14 protein-coding genes are annotated in these 15,761 nt (G+C 73.4%); 3 read left to right on the top strand and 11 right to left on the bottom strand.

The window, feature by feature from the left end:
* Positions 1-117: 117 nt before the first annotated feature.
* From pheT to infC, 7 genes are all read right to left on the bottom strand, one after another.
* Positions 118-2,619, bottom strand: a complete 2,502-nt coding sequence (gene pheT / locus ACIQVZ_RS08565) for a phenylalanine--tRNA ligase subunit beta (protein WP_402448190.1) — start codon at positions 2,617-2,619, stop codon at positions 118-120.
* On the bottom strand, positions 2,619-3,740 hold the full coding sequence (gene pheS / locus ACIQVZ_RS08560) for a phenylalanine--tRNA ligase subunit alpha (RefSeq protein WP_350877930.1): 1,122 nt from the start codon (positions 3,738-3,740) through the stop codon (positions 2,619-2,621). Before pheS ends, pheT begins: the two co-directional genes overlap by 1 nt.
* A 301-nt stretch (positions 3,741-4,041) precedes the next feature.
* Positions 4,042-5,145, bottom strand: coding sequence for an ATP-binding protein (locus ACIQVZ_RS08555; RefSeq protein WP_350877931.1), 1,104 nt, complete (start codon positions 5,143-5,145; stop codon positions 4,042-4,044).
* A gap of 110 nt (positions 5,146-5,255) precedes the next feature.
* Positions 5,256-6,122: an RNA methyltransferase gene (locus tag ACIQVZ_RS08550; protein ID WP_350877932.1), complete on the bottom strand. Its 867-nt coding sequence runs from the start codon at positions 6,120-6,122 to the stop codon at positions 5,256-5,258.
* 104 nt (positions 6,123-6,226) lie between these two features.
* Complete coding sequence (gene rplT / locus ACIQVZ_RS08545) at positions 6,227-6,622, bottom strand: 50S ribosomal protein L20 (RefSeq protein ID WP_030055649.1); 396 nt, start codon at positions 6,620-6,622, stop codon at positions 6,227-6,229.
* Between the two features lie 109 nt (positions 6,623-6,731).
* Entirely contained in the window at positions 6,732-6,926 is a 195-nt protein-coding gene (gene rpmI, locus ACIQVZ_RS08540; RefSeq protein ID WP_030055648.1) for a 50S ribosomal protein L35, read from the bottom strand.
* Between the two features lie 141 nt (positions 6,927-7,067).
* Positions 7,068-7,835 carry a translation initiation factor IF-3 gene (gene infC / locus ACIQVZ_RS08535; protein ID WP_350878045.1) on the bottom strand — a complete coding sequence of 256 codons (768 nt, stop codon included), beginning with the start codon at positions 7,833-7,835 and terminating at the stop codon, positions 7,068-7,070.
* A gap of 483 nt (positions 7,836-8,318) precedes the next feature.
* Here infC and ACIQVZ_RS08530 point away from each other — a divergent pair, with 483 nt between their 5' ends.
* Entirely contained in the window at positions 8,319-8,696 is a 378-nt protein-coding gene (locus ACIQVZ_RS08530) for a DUF1844 domain-containing protein (RefSeq protein WP_350877933.1), read from the top strand.
* 76 nt (positions 8,697-8,772) lie between these two features.
* Here the strand turns inward: ACIQVZ_RS08530 and ACIQVZ_RS08525 are convergent, their stop codons facing one another.
* Positions 8,773-9,546 carry an SseB family protein gene (locus tag ACIQVZ_RS08525; protein ID WP_350877934.1) on the bottom strand — a complete coding sequence of 258 codons (774 nt, stop codon included), beginning with the start codon at positions 9,544-9,546 and terminating at the stop codon, positions 8,773-8,775.
* A 91-nt stretch (positions 9,547-9,637) separates the two neighbouring features.
* On the opposite strand from ACIQVZ_RS08525, the gene ACIQVZ_RS08520 reads away from it, so the two are divergent.
* Both ACIQVZ_RS08520 and ACIQVZ_RS08515 read left to right on the top strand, forming a co-directional pair.
* Positions 9,638-10,861 carry an alanine racemase gene (locus tag ACIQVZ_RS08520; RefSeq protein ID WP_402448187.1) on the top strand — a complete coding sequence of 408 codons (1,224 nt, stop codon included), beginning with the start codon at positions 9,638-9,640 and terminating at the stop codon, positions 10,859-10,861.
* 292 nt (positions 10,862-11,153) lie between these two features.
* A complete protein-coding gene (locus ACIQVZ_RS08515) occupies positions 11,154-12,077 on the top strand; it encodes a lytic polysaccharide monooxygenase (protein ID WP_402448185.1) in 924 nt (307 codons plus the stop codon).
* Positions 12,078-12,230: 153 nt separating this feature from the next.
* Here the strand turns inward: ACIQVZ_RS08515 and ACIQVZ_RS08510 are convergent, their stop codons facing one another.
* From ACIQVZ_RS08510 to ACIQVZ_RS08500, 3 genes are all read right to left on the bottom strand, one after another.
* Positions 12,231-13,457, bottom strand: coding sequence for a DUF2510 domain-containing protein (locus ACIQVZ_RS08510; protein WP_402448183.1), 1,227 nt, complete (start codon positions 13,455-13,457; stop codon positions 12,231-12,233).
* A 127-nt stretch (positions 13,458-13,584) separates the two neighbouring features.
* Positions 13,585-14,373 (bottom strand): 3-oxoacyl-ACP reductase, encoded by a 789-nt coding sequence (locus ACIQVZ_RS08505; RefSeq protein ID WP_350877939.1) that lies wholly within the window; start codon positions 14,371-14,373, stop codon positions 13,585-13,587.
* Positions 14,374-14,379: 6 nt separating this feature from the next.
* Positions 14,380-15,756 carry an aldehyde dehydrogenase gene (locus ACIQVZ_RS08500; protein ID WP_063346867.1) on the bottom strand — a complete coding sequence of 459 codons (1,377 nt, stop codon included), beginning with the start codon at positions 15,754-15,756 and terminating at the stop codon, positions 14,380-14,382.
* Positions 15,757-15,761 lie beyond the last annotated feature (5 nt).

The following is a 15,761-nucleotide window of genomic DNA, read 5'->3' as shown; positions in this document are numbered from 1 at the left end:
TCTCTTCAAGACTCTTCAAAGACGCAGGTCGGACCAGAGGCCCCGGAGCGGGCTCCGGGCAACGCGAAGGGCCCCGTCCGGACCGAGGTCCGGACGGGGCCCTGGGGCCCGACGGGATCAGGCGCCGCGCAGCACCGCGCCGGTGCGGGCGACGGCCTCGGCGACGGCCGCCTCGCGGGCGGCGGTCGCCTCGTCGGCGGTCAGCGTGCGGTCCGCGGCGCGGAAGCGCAGCGCGTACGCCAGCGACTTGCGGCCCTCGCCGACCTGCTCGCCGGTGAAGACGTCGAACAGCCGGATGGCCTCCAACAGTTCGCCCGCGCCGGAGCGCAACGCGGCCTCCACATCGGCGGCCGGAACGGCGGCGTCGACGATCAGCGCGACGTCCTGGGTGGCCACCGGGAAGCCGGAGACCGCAGGGCCGTTGACCTTCTCGGCGCCGTCCGCGGTGAGCAGGTCGACGTCGATCTCCATCGCGCTGGTGCGGGCCGGCAGGCCGAGCGCCTTGACGACGCGCGGGTGCAGCTCACCGGCGTGGCCGACCACCCGGTCGGTGCCGGTGACGACCAGCTCGGCGCAGCGGCCCGGGTGCCACGGAGCCCGCTGCCCCTGCCGGACGGTCAGCTCGACGCCGGCCGCGCGGGCCACCGTACGGGCCGCCTCGACGGCGTCCGCCCAGGACGCCCCGGCGCCCTGGCCCCACCAGCCGGACGGCAGCCGCTCGCCCGCGAGGGCGACGGCGACCCGGCGCGGCTGGTCCGGCAGCGCGGCGTCCAGCGCGGCCAGCTCCTCGGCGCTGGGCCGGCGGTCGACGGCCGGGCGCGGGGCCACGGACAGCTCGTCCTTGGGCAGGAAGACGGTGCCGGTCTCGTAGATCGCCAGGTCGGTGTTGCCGCGGCCGACGTTGCGCCGCAGCGAGCCCAGCAGGCCCGGCAGCAGCGTGGTGCGCAGCGCCGGCTCCTCGTCGTTGAGCGGGTTGACCAGCTTGACGGTACGCCGGCGCCGGTCGTCCGGCTCCAGGCCGAGCGCCTCGAAGGCGCTCTCGCCGAGGAACGGGTAGTTGTTGACCTCGACGTAGCCGGCCCCGGCCAGCGCGACGCCGATCCGGCGGTGGACACGCTGGGCCTCGGTCAGGCCCTTGCCCGGGGGCACGTCGGGCATCCGGGCGGGGACGTTGTCGTAGCCCTCCAGCCGGATGACCTCCTCCGCGAGGTCGTACGGGTCGGTGAGGTCGGGGCGCCAGGTCGGCGGGGTGACCTCCAGGACGTCGGCGCCGGCGACCGAGCAGCCGATCTCCTGCAGGCGCCGGGTCACGGTCTCGCGGCCGTACACGGTGCCGGCGACCCGGTCGGGCAGGTCGGCGGAGATGGTGATGGTGCGCACCGGGTGCGGGGCGGCGATGTCGGTGACCCCGGCCTCGGCGGTGCCGCCGGCGATCAGGACCAGCAGGTCGACGGCGCGCTGGGCGGCCGCGCGGGCGGCCTCCGGGTCGACGCCGCGCTCGAAGCGCTTGGACGCCTCGGAGGGCAGCTTGTGCCGCTTGGCGGCGCGGGCGATGGCGACCGGCTCGAAGTGCGCCGCCTCGATGATCACCTCGGTGGTGCCCGGGCCGGCGGCCGGGTCGAGGATCTCGGTGGAGGCGCCGCCCATGACACCGGCCAGGCCGATCGGGCCACTGTTGTCGCAGATCAGCAGGTCCTCGGCGGAGAGCTTGCGCTGCACGCCGTCGAGGGTGGTGAGGCTCTCGCCCTGCTCCGCCCGGCGGACCGTGATCGGGCCGCTCACGCGCTGCTTGTCGTAGGCGTGCAGCGGCTGGCCGACCTCCAGCATCACGTAGTTGGTGATGTCGACGGTCAGCGAGATCGGGCGGATGCCGGCCTTCTGGAGGCGGCGCTGCAGCCAGATCGGGGACTTGGCGGTCGGGTCGATGCCGACGACCGTGCGGGCCACGAAGCGGTCGCAGCCGGCCGGGTCGTTGACCTTGACCAGGTAGCCGAAGGAGTTGGCCGGCGGCACGTCGAGCAGCGCCGGGTCGGCCAGCGGCAGCCCGTACGCGGCGGCGGCCTCGCGGGCGACGCCGCGCAGCGACAGGCAGTAGCCGCGGTCCGGGGTGACGGCGATGTCCAGCACCTCGTCGACCAGCTGGAGCAGCTCGATCGCGTCGGTGCCGGGCTCGAACTCCGGCGGGAGCACGATGATGCCGTCGTGGTCGTCGCCCATGCCGAGCTCGCGGGCCGAGCAGATCATGCCGGCCGAGGTGCGGCCGTAGGTCTGGCGGGCCGCGATCGGGAAGGGACCGGGCAGCACGGCGCCCGGGAGCACCACGACGACCTTGTCGCCGACGGCGAAGTTGGTGGCGCCGCAGACGATCTCCTGCGGCCCGCCGGTGCCGTTGGCGTCGCCGACGTTGACGAGGCAGTGCCGGATCGGCTTCTTGAAGCCGGTCAGCTGCTCGATGGAGAGCACCTCGCCGACCACCAGCGGGCCCTTGAGGTCGCCGCCGAGCTGCTCGACGGTCTCGACCTCCAGGCCGGCCCGGACCAGGCGCTCCGCCACGTCACGGCCGGTCTCGCCGGCCGGCAGGTCGACGTACTCACGCAGCCAGGAAAGCGGGACGCGCATCAGATCTCCATCCCGAACGGGAGGGTGAAGCGCACGTCACCCTCGACCATGTCGCGCATGTCGGCGACGTTGTGACGATTCATCAGGATCCGCTCCAGGCCCAGGCCGAAGGCGAACCCGCTGTAGCGGTCGGGGTCGACGCCGCAGGCCACCAGCACGCGCGGGTTGACCACACCGCAGCCGCCGAGCTCGATCCAGCCCTCGGAGGAGCAGGTCCGGCAGGGGCGGTCCGGGTTGCCGACGCTCTCGCCGCGGCACACGAAGCACTGCAGGTCGATCTCGGCGCTCGGCTCGGTGAACGGGAAGTACGAGGGGCGCCAGCGCAGCTCCAGGCCGCCACCGATCAGCTTCTCGACCAGCACCTCGATGGTGCCCTTGAGGTCGGCGAAGGTGATGCCCTCGTCCACCGCGAGGCCCTCGACCTGGCGGAACACCGGGGTGTGCGTGGCGTCCAGCTCGTCGGTGCGGTAGACGCGGCCGGGGCAGACCACGTAGACCGGGGGCTCGCGGTCGAGCAGGGTGCGGGCCTGGACCGGGGAGGTCTGGGTGCGCATCACCACGCCGGAGTCGGCGGAGCCGTCCGGGGCCTGCACGAAGAAGGTGTCCTGCATCGAGCGGGCCGGGTGGTCCGGGCCCAGGTTGAGGGCGTCGAAGTTCAGCCACTCGGCCTCGGCCTCGGGGCCCTCGGCGACCTGGTAGCCCATCGCGACGAAGGTGTCCTCGATGCGCTCGGCCAGGGTGGTCAGCGGGTGCCGGGCACCGCGCGGGGCGCGGTCGTACGGCAGCGTGACGTCCACCGCCTCCTCGACCAGCACGCGGGCGTCGCGCTCCGCCTCCAGCTCGGCCTGCCGCTTGGCGAGGGCCTTGTTGACGGCGCCGCGGGCCTGGCCGATCAGCTTGCCGGCGGCGGCCTTGGCGTGCGGGGGCAGGGCGCCGATCTCGCGGTTGGCGAGGGAGAGCGCGGAACGGTCGCCGGTGTGGGCGACCTTGGCCTCCTTCAGCTCGTCGAGCGTGCTGGCGGCGGCGAAGGCGGCGACGGCCTCGTCCCGCGCCTGCTCCACCACCTCGGGCTTGAGGGCCTCGACCTCGACCGGGTCGTACGACTTGTTGGGTGCCGACATCTCTATCTTCCCGTGCTCCTGCTCGTCCGTGCTCAGGTAAGGGTGGCTGCCTCTGCGGTACGCCCGGTGTGGCCGGGGCACGGGCAGCCGTTCTCCGTACGACGGGGAAGAGGGGTGTCCGCGGCTCAGCCGCACAGGGCGTCCCACAACGCCAAAGGTCGAGTGTAGTCGCAGCGCGTAGCGCGACTGCCTGGAAGCCCGTCCAGCGGGACCCCGGAGCGTGCGTTCATGCTCTTTCCGAGCACGCGCTGCTCGTCGTTCATGCTCCTTCAGAGCATGCTGTGCTCGTCGTTCATCTCTTTCAGAGCATGAAGTCCGGAACGCTGGCGGGCAGGATAAATCGGAACCGGGCGCCGCCGCAGGGGGCCCGGTCGACCCGGATCGAGCCTCCGTGGGCCTCCACGATGCCCTTGACGATGTACAGGCCCAGGCCGGTGCCGCCGCGCTTGGAACCGCGCCAGAAGCGGGTGAAGACGCGCGGCATCGACTCCTCGGGGATGCCGCTTCCTTCGTCGCTCACGGTGACCGCGGTTCCTTCCACGATGCGGGGAGGGGTGCCCGAACGCTCCCAGAGGGGAGCCTCGACGACCTCCTTGGCCGGTGCCACCTCGATCGTGACAGTTCCCTCGCCGTGGCGCACCGCGTTTTCCAGCAGGTTGGCCAGCACCTGGTCGACCTTGTCCGGGTCGGCCCACAGGACGGTCAGCGACTCGCTGATCCGGACGTCGAAGCGCTCCTCGGGGATGCCGGTGGCGACCTTGCGCTCGACGTGCCGGCGCACCGCGGCGGCCAGGTCGACGACCTGCTTGCGCAGCTCCAGCCGGCCGGCGTCGATCCGGGAGATGTCCAGCAGCTCGGCGATCAGCCGGGTGACCCGGTCGGCGTCGGCGTCCACCGTCTCCAGCATCAGCCGCTTCTGCCCGTCGGTGAACCGCTCCCACTTGGCCAGCAGCGTCGCCGTGAAGCCCTTGACGCTGGTGAGCGGCGAGCGCAGCTCGTGGGCGACGGTGGCGATCAGCTCGGCGTGGCTGCGCTCGGTGCGGCGCCGGGCCTCGGTGCCGCGCAACGCGACCACCACCCGCTGCGGCGGCCCCAGCGGCACCTCCCGGACGTACCGGGCGGAGACCAGCACCTCGCGGCCGCCGGGCAGCAGCAGGTTGCGCTCCGGCTGGCCGGTGCGGGTGGCCAGGCCACCGTACGGGTCGGTCAGCTGCCACCAGCGGCGGCCGTCCAGGTCCTCCAGCGGGAGGACGTCCTCCAGCCCGCTACCGAGCGCGGCCTCCGGGGGCAGGCCGGTGAGCCGGGCCGCGGCCCGGTTGAAGCAGACCACCCGACCCAGCGCATCCGCGACCACCAGGCCGTCCGGTAGGTCGTCCGGGTCGAGCTCTGGCCCGCTGCCGACCATGGGTGTCCTCCCCGATTACCCACCGTGCCGTTCCCCCCACAGAGGCAGACCCTAGCGCCTCGCAGCCCCCTGTAGTAGGCCCTCGGCCGGTGCCGCCGGGAGCGTACGGGTCAGGCGTTCGAACGGCAGCCGCCGGGCGAGCGCTGCGCCCGGGCCGAGGCGTACAGGCAGACGGCCGCGGCGGTGGCCAGGTTGAGGCTCTCGGCGTGCCCGTGGATCGGGACGCGCACGACCTCGTCGGCCAGCGCGCGGGTCTCCTCCGGAAGCCCCCAGGCCTCGTTGCCGAACACCCACGCGCCGGGCGCGCCCAGGGTGCCCTCGTCGAGCTCCTGGTCCAGGTCGCGCTCCCCCGCGCCGTCCGCGGCGAGCACCCGGACGCCGGCCGCGCGCAGCTGCGCGACCGCCTCCTCGACCGGCACGCCGACCGCCACCGGCAGGTGGAACAGGCTGCCGACGGAGGCCCGGACGGCCTTCGGGTTGTACAGGTCCACCGAGGCGTCGGTGAGCACCACGGCGTCCGCGCCGGCCGCGTCGGCGGTGCGCAGCACGGTGCCGGCGTTGCCGGGGTCGCGGACGTGGGCGAGGACCGCGACGAGCTTGGGACGGGCCTTGAGCACCTCGGCGAACGGAGTGTCGATGAAGCGGCAGAGCGCCACGATGCCCTGCGGGGTCACCGTGTCGCAGATGTCGGCGATCACCTCGTCGGTGGCGGTCAGCACCGGCAGCCCCTCGGCCAGCGTCGCCTCGACGATGGCGGCGTGCCGCTCGGCGGCCTCCGGGGTCACGTACACCTCGACCACGGCGTGCTCGGCCGAGCCCGGCAGCTGGCCGAAGGCGACGGCTTCCCGGACGGCCTGCGGGCCCTCGACCAGGAAGCGGCGCTCCTTGGTGCGCTGGTTCCGCTTGGCGAGCCGGCGGGCGGCGACGACGCGCGGCGAGCGCAGGGAGGTGAGCAGGGGGGTGTCGGTGCTCGGCATGGTCTCGTTCTCTGTGGCGGGCGGCGCTGAAGATCCGGGGAAACGCAGAACCGGACCCGCAGGGAGCCTGCGGGTCCGGTCAGAGCTCGACTGATCTCGGAAGATCAGGCGGCGTCGGCGGCAGCCTTGGGGGCGTTCACGTCGGCCGGCAGCGCCTTCTGGGCGACCTCGACCAGCGACGCGAACGCGCCCGGGTCGTTGACGGCCAGGTCGGCCAGCATCTTGCGGTCGATCTCGACGCTGGCGGCCTTCAGGCCCTGCACGAAGCGGTTGTAGGTGATGCCGTTGGCACGGGCCGCAGCGTTGATGCGCTGGATCCACAGCTGACGGAAGTCGCCCTTGCGCTTCTTGCGGTCGTTGAAGTTGTAGACCAGCGAGTGGGTGACCTGCTCCTTGGCCTTGCGGTACAGCCGCGAGCGCTGGCCACGGTAGCCGCTGGCGCGCTCCAGGATGACCCGGCGCTTCTTGTGGGCGTTGACTGCCCGCTTGACGCGTGCCACTTGATTACTCCTTGGGTTGGACCACGGACTACTTCACGTGGTCCGTCATTCGAATGGGTCGGGAAGGATCAGCTGACCCGCTCACGGCTCGCGCCGAGCGGGAGGGCGATCACTTGCCGAGAAGCTTCTTGATCTTCTTGGCGTCAGCGGGGGCCAGCTCGACGGTCCCGGCCAGCTTGCGGGTCAGCGTCGAGGGCTTGTGCTCCAGGAGGTGGCGGCGGCCGGCGCGCTCGCGGAGCACCTTGCCGGAGCCACTGATCTTGAAGCGCTTGCTGGCGCCACTGTGCGTCTTCTGCTTCGGCATTTCGCCGTATCTCCTCGTCGGTCCCGTCCGCGCCCGCGCGGCCTGCGCCACGCGGGCGTGAACTGGATGGATCTGTGTGACCGGGCGGGGCGCCCCGTCACCTTGGGGCCGGTCTCCCGGGCCGCCCTGGCCGGTGAAGGCTCAGGCGCCCTGGGAGGCGGCCGGCTGCTCGACCGGAGCGTCGGCCTCGGCGGCCGGCGCCTCGGCCGGGGCGTCCTGTGCCTCGGCGGCCTCGGTCACCTCGTCGTCGGCGGCCTCGTCATCGGCGACCTCGTCGTCGACCAGCAGGTCGTCGTCCAGGTCGTCGTCCGCGGCGGCGTCGGAGCCGGGGGTACGGCCCTGACGCTCGGCCTTGCGGGCGTCGGCGAGGGCGCGGGCCTCGGCCATCGCCTCGGTCTTCTTCTTGTGCGGGCCAAGAACCATGATCATGTTTCGGCCGTCCTGCTTCGGCGACGACTCGATGAAGCCCAGGTCCTGGACGTCGTCGGCGAGCCGCTGCAGCAGGCGGAAGCCCAGCTCGGGGCGGGACTGCTCACGACCACGGAACATGATCGTGATCTTGACCTTGTCGCCCTGCTTGAGGAACCGGACGACGTGACCCTTCTTGGTGTCATAGTCGTGCGGGTCGATCTTCGGCCGGAGCTTCATCTCCTTGATGACCGTGTGCGCCTGGTTCTTGCGCGCCTCACGGGCCTTCATGGCCGACTCGTACTTGAACTTGCCGTAGTCCATGAGCTTGCACACCGGCGGCCGGGCGGTCGCCGCGACCTCGACCAGGTCGAGGTCGTACTCCTGCGCGAGCTCCAGCGCCTTGGCAAGCGGCACGATGCCGACCTGCTCGCCGCTGGGACCGACGAGTCGCACCTCCGGGACGCGAATCCGGTCGTTGATGCGGGGCTCGGTGCTGATGGGGCCTCCTCGGTTGCACCTTCTGCGATGCGGCCGTCGGACGGCGGACGCACGTAGTGGACTCGACCACTGGGCGGGGCTTCATTCGTGCTGCGCTGCCCGGCACCTGTTCGGCACCGTGTGCACCGCGACACGAAAAAAGCCCCGCTCGGTACAAGCGGGGCTCCACACAATCCGGGGGCAACACCCTGGTGAGGAGCGCTGCTGCGACTCGGCGCCGTGGCGCCCGTCGCGGACCGGGACCCGTCGACCCTGAGGTCGACCAGGTGGGAGACTTTCGCGGTTGCCCTCTCGGGCCTCCTGGGTGGAGCCTCCACTTGCTGGCCAGGTGCCCATACGGGATCCCGGCCGGTCAGTCTCGAAGCATACAGCGCCGCGGAGTCGAACGCTATTCCGCCCCACCTCAACCACCTTTGTCCGGCTCCGGAAGGGCCCTTGTACGCTCCAGGGGTACGGACACCGGCACGACGGAACGAGCCCCCCTTGAGCAGCGAGCCCACCAAGACCCCCGGCGCGGACGACGACGCGATCGGCTTCGACGACCTCACCCGGGACATCGCCGAGGTCCCGGCCGTCGAGGTGATCACCACCGTCGCGGTGCACCTGATGAGCGCCGCCGCGGTCAAGTGCGGCCTGGCCGAGGGCGGGGACAAGGACAAGGACCTCGACGAGGCCCGCAAGCTGATCACCGCGCTGGCCGGGCTGGTCACCGCCGGCGCCCCGGAGATCAGCAACTTCCACGCGGCGCCGCTGCGGGACGGCCTGCGCTCGCTGCAGCTCGCCTTCCGCGAGGCCTCCATCGTCCCGGACGCGCCGGGCACGGGCCCGGGCGAGAAGTTCACCGGACCGGTCTACTCCTGACCCGGACGCGACTCGGGGGCGGTGCGTCACGCGACGCACCGCCCCCGACGCGTTTCCTGCGACTCCCCACCGCTGCCTACCGCTTGTAGAGCGGCTCCCCCGGCAGCTCCGCGCTCGCCGGCAGCACCGCGAGGTCCAGCCCCCGGTCCAGCCGCACCCGCAGCACCGGGTCGGCGGCCACCGCCCGCCCGACCCGCTGCACGGCCGCCTGCAGCCCGTCCTGGTCCAGCGCCGGGTCGAACACCACCGCGAGCACCCCGTCCGAGCCCTCCGAGGCCGCCAGCAGCCCGGTGAGCACCTGCGGCTCGGCCGCCAGCAGCCCGCGGACCGCCTCGCGCACCTCCGGGTCCCGGACCGGCGGCAGGAACGGGCGGTTCTCCGCGAGCGCCCGCAGCCGGGCGCCGCTCAGCTGGAACGGCACCGGCCCGGCCGGGTCGACCAGCAGGGTGTCGGCACGCTCCGAGAAGGCGACCATCGCGGCCTGCGGGGCCGCCGTCGGCGCCGGGCGGGCGTCGGCACGCCAGCGGGCGAGCGAGTCGAGCGAGGTGAAGGCCGGCAGCGCGCGGCGCCCGTCCGGGGCCTCCAGCACCGGGACGGCCATGTCGCTGGTCTTCTCGTGCTTGTGCCCGTGCGCGTCCACCTCGACCTCACCGAGGATCGCGACGATCGGGACCATCAGCCGGGTGGGGGCCAGCGCCGCCAGCACCTCCGGCTCGGCCGCGCGGTCCTGCGACCAGCGGGCGAGGGCCTCGGCGAGCGCCGGGTCGGCGGTGCCGTCGTCGTCGGAGAAGCCTGGGTTCGGAATGGCCTTGCCGACGAACGCCGGGTTGGAGAAGTCTTTGCGGTCCACCCGCCCGACCCTATGCCACCGCGCGCGAGCCGCCCCACTTCCCTGCACGCGGGGCCTACCCACCGGTAGTGCGGTGTGGCACCCTGCGCCCATGGTGATCCTCGACGCACCCGCGACCGCTCCCGCTCCGGTCTCCGACCGCCTCCGGTACGACCGGGCCACCGCGCACCTGGACGGGCCGGTGGCCGTCGTCGACCTCGCCGCCTTCGACGCCAACGCCGCCGACCTGGCGCGCCGGGCCGGCGGCAAGCCGATCCGGGTGGCCAGCAAGTCGGTGCGCTGCCGGGCGCTGCTGGACCGCGCGCTGGCCGTGGACGGCTTCGCCGGGGTGATGAGCTACACCCTCGACGAGTCGCTCTGGCTGGCCCGTACCGGCGTGCGCGACGTCCTGCTCGCCTACCCGTCCGCCGACCGGGCCGCCTACGCCGAGCTGACCGCCGATCCGGCGCTCGCCCGCGAGGTCACCGTCGTCCTCGACGACCCCGCCCAGCTGGACCTGATCGACAAGGCCCGCGGCGGCGACGCCGAAGTGCGGGTCTGCCTGGAGCTGGACACCGCGCTGCACCTGCTCGGCGGGCGGGTCAGGGTGGGCGCCCGGCGCTCCCCGCTGCGCACCCCCGAGGACCTCGGCGCCTTCGCCGAACTCGTCCAGCACCGCCGGGGCTTCCGGGTGGTCGGCCTGATGGCCTACGAGGGGCACGTCGCCGGGGTGGGCGACCGGGTGGCCGGCCGGCCGCTGCGCTCGCAGCTGATCCGGCTGATGCAGGCCAGGGCCAGGACCGAACTGGCCGAGCGGCGGGCGGCCGTGGTCCGGCGGCTGCGGCGGGTGGCCGAGCTGGAGTTCGTCAACGGCGGCGGCACCGGCAGCGTGGAGTCCACCGCGGCCGAGCGCGCGGTCACCGAGGTCGCGGCGGGCTCCGGGCTCTACCTGCCCCGGCTGTTCGACAACTACCGCTCGTTCCAAGGCCGTCCGGCCGCACTGTTCGGCCAGCCGGTGGTGCGCCGCCCCGGCGTCGGCGTGGTGACGGTGCTCGGCGGCGGCTACCCCGCCTCCGGCCCGGCCGGCCCGGACCGCTCGCCGGTGCCGTACCTGCCGCAGGGGCTGCGCTACGACCCGATGGAGGGCGCCGGGGAGGTGCAGACCCCGCTGCTCGGCGCGGCCGCGGACGACCTGCTGATCGGCGACCGGGTCTGGTTCCGGCACGCCAAGGCCGGCGAACTGTGCGAGCGCTTCGCCGAACTGCACCTGATCGAGGGCGACCGGATCGTCCGGACCGTCCCGACGTACCGGGGCGAGGGGAAGGCGTTCCTGTGACCGGTCGGCGGCCGACGGCGGCCTGACCGCCCGAACGGCCGTCCGACGACCTTTCCGGAGCCTTAAGCGGGCCCGATGGAACGCCTAACCCGGCCGTTCCGTCGGGCCTTTGCCCTGTTCGGGGGCCTACAGTCCGTCAGGAAGCGCGGCACGCACGACTATTGCCAGCTGGTCCAGACCAATCATACGCTCTGGCCAGGGGTCCGCGGTCCGGGCCGGCGACCCCCGAACGGGCAGGCGTGTCCGCTCCCCCCACACCCGCCCGGAACGACGGTCAAGGAGTCCCCACCCCATGTCCATCAAGCGAAGTGCCCTGTCCGTCGGCGCGGTCGGCGTCGCCGCCCTCGCGGTGGCCGTTTCCACCGCAGGCACCGCCAGCGCCCACGGCACCATGACCAACCCGGTCAGCCGGGTCGCCGCCTGCTACGCCGAGGGCCCCGAGCACCCGGTGTCCCAGATCTGCAAGGACCTCGTCGCCGCCAGCGGCACCCAGCCGCTGTACGACTGGAACGAGGTCAACATCGCCAACGCGGCCGGCAACCACAAGTCGCTGATCCCGGACGGCAAGCTCTGCTCGGCCAACCGCGACAAGTACCAGGCCCTGGACTGGCCGCGCACCGACTGGCCGGCCACCGCGGTCAAGGCGGGCGCCTTCACCTTCCAGTTCCGCACCACCGCGCCGCACGTGGGCACCCAGACCGTCTACATCACCAAGCCGGGCTACGACCCCACCAAGCCGCTGAAGTGGTCGGACCTCGACCCGACACCAGTCGCCCAGGTGCAGGTCGACCGCACGGCCACCAACGGCTTCTACACCTACGCCGGCACCCTGCCGCAGCGCACCGGCCGCCAGCTGCTGTACACGGTCTGGCAGCGCAGCGACAGCCCGGAGGCGTTCTACAGCTGCTCCGACGTCGACTTCGGCGCGGCCACCGCGGCCGGTGCCCCGGCCGTTTCGGCGCTCACCGCGCAGGCCCCGGCCGCGCCCAGCGACGCGCAGATCGCGGCCGACGCGCCCAAGTCCACGGTCGCCCACCACGGCCACGGCGGCGACCCCAACTCCCCGGCCGGCGCCGTGATCCCGACCGCCGCCGCGGCCGTCGGCACGTCGGCCACCGGCCCGCTGCTGCTGGCCGGCGCCGCCGCGATCAGCGTCGGCTGGGCCGGCATGGTGCTCCGGCGCCGTCGCATCGAGGCTGTTCGACGCGACTCCTGACGCCGGACGCGGGGCCGGGGCGGCCAAACCCCCGTCCGGCCCGGTTCCGCGGCTCCACCCCGTCCGGAACGAACGGCGGCGGCCCACCCGGAGAGTGCTCTCCGGGTGGGCCGCCGCCGTGTGAGGAGCGGGTGGCTCAGGTGCTGGTGCCGCTCAGGTGCTGGTGCCGCCGGTGCCACCGGTGGCGCCGCCGGGAAGCCCGCCGCCCGGGATGGACGGCAGCTTGCCCTTGAAGTCCGCGATGCCGTTGACGATGGTGTCCATCAGGCCGAGGTCCGGCGCCTTGTCGGCGATGTCGAAGCCGAAGTGCACGGAGATCAGCGACTTGCCGTCGGTGGACGGGAAGACCACCGTCTGCACGTAGCCGTTGTTGCCCTTGGGAGCGTCGACCTTCCAGCGGACCAGGTAGCCGTCCTGGCCGTTGACCTTGACCGCCTCGGACTTCAGCTCCTGGTGCCCGGTGATGGCGCCGTACGAGTCCTTGGCCGCCTTCTCGATGTCGGCCTTGGCGGCCGCCTGGGCGTCGGTGCCGCCGCCGTCGATCCGGCCGGTGGTCACCCCGCCGAGGGTGCACGAGCCGTTGCCGTCCGGACACTGGTACGGGCCGACGACGACCGAGGCGTAGCCGTCGGAGGTGTAGCCGCCCTGCCAGCCGGAGGGGACGGGCAGGGTGAGCCCGTTCACCAGGTCGATCGCGTTCCCGCCGCCGGGCCTGGTCTTGCCGCTGCCGCCGCTCCCGTTGCCGCCGCTCCCGCCGTTCCCACCGGGCCCGCCGTTGCCACCGGTCCCGTTGCTGCCGTCGCCGCTACCGCCGTTGTTGTTGTTGCCGTTCCCGTTGTTGCCGTTGCCGTTCCCGTTGTTGCCGTTGCCGTTCCCGTTGCCGCCGTTCCCGCCGTTCCCGTTGCCGCCGAGGCCCGGGAAGCCGTTCCAGGGGCCGTTCTCGCCGTTCGGCACGGCCTGCCGGGCGCTGCGCTGGGGGCGGTTGTCGCTGTTGCCGTCCATCGCCAGGAAGGTGATCCCGGAGCCGGTGCCCAGGCCGAGCAGCGCCGCGACGGTGGCGGCGATCATCATCGGGGACGGCCGGCGCCGGGGCTTGCGCGGCGGCGGTGCCTCGTGGCCGTAGGCGGTGCCGAAGGGCGGCGGCTCCGGGTAGCGGACGGTCGGCCCGCTACCCAGCACCTCGCCCTGCAGCACCGTGGTCTCGTCGGCCGGCACCGGCCCCGGAGCCCCGGCCGCCGGGGGCACCGGCTCCGGGGCGTCCGAGGGTGCGGGCCGGGTGCTGGCCGTCCAACCCCTGCCGTCCCACCAGCGCTGCGGCCTCGGGTCGCCGCCGGTGTCCTTCGGGTCCGGGTACCACCCGGCGGGAATCTGCTCGCTCACAACAGAGAATCTAAAGGCACGCGGATAAACGCGAAATCAGCGCGGCCTCGAATTCCGGTGGTTTTCGATGAGATTACGGTGAGAAGGGGTGCGTCGGGCACACTCAGGACTGTCGGCCCGCCCGGGGCTACAGCGGGGTCACGTAGGCGCCCGAGATGCCACCGTCCACCAGGAACTCGCTCGCCGTGATGAAGGACGAGTCGTCGCTCGCCAGGAAGGCCACCGCGGCGGCGATCTCCTCGGCCCGGGCGAACCGGCCCAGCGGGACGTGCACCAGCCGGCGGGCGGCTCGCTCCGGGTCCGTGGCGAACAGCTCCCGCAGCAGCGGGGTGTCCACCGGCCCCGGTGACAGCGCGTTCACCCGGATCCCCTCCCGGGCGAACTGCACGCCCAGTTCCCGGGACATCGCCAGCACCCCGCCCTTGGAGGCGGTGTACGAGATCTGCGAGGTGGCCGCGCCCATCCGGGCCACGAAGCTGGCCGTGTTGATGATCGAGCCCCGTCCGTGCCGCCGCATGTACGGCAGCGCGGCCTTGCAGCACAGGAACACCGAGGTCAGGTTGACCTCCTGGACCTTGCGCCAGGCGTCCAGGCCGGTGGTCAGGATCGAGTCGTCCTCCGGCGGCGAGATGCCCGCGTTGTTGAACGCGACGTCCACGCTCCCGTACGTCTCGTACGCCTCGTCGAACAGCGCCTCGACCATGTACGGGTCGGTGACGTCGGTGTGCACGAACAGGCCGCCGACCTCCTTGGCGGCCGCCCGCCCGGACTGCTCGTCCAGGTCCGCGCAGACCACCTTCGCGCCCTCCGAGGCGAGCCGGCGGGCCGCCGCCAGGCCGATCCCGCTGCCGGCGCCGGTGATCACGGCGGTGCGGCCGACCAGGCGGCGGCACACCGGTGCGTCGTTCTCGGTCATCGGCTGCTACTCCTCGCTGTGGATGAAGACGTTCTTGGTCTCGGTGAAGTGGCGCAGCGCGTCCGGCCCCAGCTCCCGGCCGACCCCGGACTCGCCGTAGCCGCCGAACGGCGTCCAGTACCGCACCGAGGAGTGCGAGTTGACCGACAGGTTGCCCGCCGCGACGCCGCGGGCCAGCCGCAGCGCCCGGCCGAGGTCCCTGGTCCAGATCGAGCCGGACAGGCCGTAGCGGGTGGCGTTGGCCAGCCGCAGCGCGTCCGCCTCGTCGGTGAACGGCAGCACGGCGGCGACGGGGCCGAAGATCTCCTCGGTGACCGCCGGCACCTCCGGGTCGGCCGGCGCGATCACCGTCGGCGGGTACCAGTAGCCGGGCCCGTCCGGGACCGCGCCGCGGGCCAGCACCGGCAGGTCCGGGGTGACGTAGGAGGCGACCCGGCGCACCTGGGCGGCCGAGATCAGCGGGCCCAGCCGGGTCTCCGGGTCCGCCGGGTCGCCGGTGCGCAGCGCCTCGACGGCGGGCAGCAGCAGCGCCAGGAAGTCGTCGTACGCCTCGCGCTGGACCAGGATCCGGCTGCGGGCGCAGCAGTCCTGGCCGCTGTTGTCGGCGAAGGACATCGGGTCCGCGGCGCGGGCCAGGTCGGCGTCGGCGAAGACGATGCTGGGGCTCTTGCCGCCCAGCTCCAGGGTGACCCGCTTGGCCCGGGCCGCGCAGCGGGCGGCCACCTCCTTGCCGACCACGGTCGAGCCGGTGAAGACGATCTTGCGGACCGCCGGGTGGTCCACCAGGGCCCGGCCGGTCGTCCCGCCCGGGCCCGGCAGCACCTGGAACAGGCCCTCGGGCAGCCCTGCCGCCAGGGCGAGTTCGGCCAGCCGCAGCGCGGTGAGCGGGGTCGCCTCGGCGGGCTTGAGCAGGACGGCGTTGCCCGCCGCCAGGGCCGGGGCGAAGCCCCAGGCGGCGATCGGCATCGGGAAGTTCCACGGCGCGATCACCCCGACCACGCCGACCGGCTCGTGGAAGGTCACGTCCAGGCCGCCGGCCACCGGGATCTGGCGGCCGGTCAGGCGTTCCACTCCCCCGGCCGCGTACTCCAGCAGGTCCCGGACGTTGCCGGCCTCCCAGCGGGCGTTGGCCACGGTGTGCCCGGCCTCGCGCACCTCCAGTGCGGCCAGTTCCGGCACGTGCACCTCGACCTGGTCGGCGAACCGGCGCAGCAGCCGGGCCCGTTCGCCCGGTGCCAGCGCCGCCCAGGCCGGCTGGGCCTTCGACGCGCGCTGGACCGCCGCGTCCACCTGCCCCGCGGTGGTGTCCGGGACGGTGGCGAGCACCTCGCCGGTGGCGGGATTGCGGACGGTGCTGACGGTGGGGTCGGTGGGGTCTGTCATCGGCC

Origin of the sequence: Kitasatospora sp. NPDC098663, assembly GCF_044760075.1 — a bacterium.
Classification (GTDB): domain Bacteria; phylum Actinomycetota; class Actinomycetes; order Streptomycetales; family Streptomycetaceae; genus Kitasatospora.
This window is presented reverse-complemented; position numbering and strand designations above follow the sequence as displayed.